1 protein-coding gene and 1 pseudogene are annotated in these 624 nt (G+C 65.9%); one reads left to right on the top strand and one right to left on the bottom strand.

Annotated features, from left to right (window positions below; genetic code table 11):
* Nucleotides 1–143, top strand: a pseudogene (locus GSE44_RS26105) (short-chain dehydrogenase); the annotation flags it as partial.
* A gap of 258 nt (nucleotides 144–401) precedes the next feature.
* Here GSE44_RS26105 and GSE44_RS25160 read toward each other — a convergent pair.
* On the bottom strand, nucleotides 402–624 hold a 223-nt coding region (locus GSE44_RS25160; protein ID WP_159351549.1), incomplete at its 5' end, for an integrase core domain-containing protein.

The following is a 624-nucleotide window of genomic DNA, read 5'->3' as shown; positions in this document are numbered from 1 at the left end:
GTGGATCGAGCCCGGAGGAGGTGGTGCGGGCCGTGATGGCCATCCTTTCCTTCCCGGCCATGACCGGGCAGATGATCGCCCTTGATGGGGGGCAGCACCTGCAATGGGCCCCTGCGCGTGGACAGGGAGAAGTTGAGGAATAGCTGGCGAAACGGCGGCGTGTCAGCTGCAATGGGCGGGTGGGTTCCGTCAGATCCCGCATCGAAGGCTGCTGGCTGGCCTGGAGTTTGAGCCGCAGCGCATCATCACAGACGGTCCGCGCAGCTACGGCGTCGCTCAGTGCGAGTTCCTTCCCGACGAGCAGCACTGAACCAGCTGCGACTTGAACTGATCGGCCCCACTGGGTGATCCTGGGTGAAGGTTGGTTTGGGACTGGCCTGGGGCAAAGGATTGTGTGCTGGTCAGAGGGGGGGGCGGCGCAGGATCAGCCGCCACGCAGGGGCTGGCAGGATCACCCCCGGAGCAGGCGGCCTGTAGCCGGGGCAGGCATGCGGTTGGATGCTGTTGTGGTGCCGCCGCCAGCTCTCGATGCAGATCCTGGCTTCCGCCAGGCTGTAGAAGATCTCGCCAACCAGCCGCTCGTCGCGCAGTCGGGCGTTGAAGCTCCCCAGAGGGCCATCCTCC

It is taken from the genome of Muricoccus harenae, assembly GCF_009848505.1.
Taxonomy (GTDB): domain Bacteria; phylum Pseudomonadota; class Alphaproteobacteria; order Acetobacterales; family Acetobacteraceae; genus Roseomonas; species Roseomonas harenae.
Note: the sequence above shows the minus strand (reverse complement) of the source record. Positions and strands in the feature narration are given on the sequence as shown.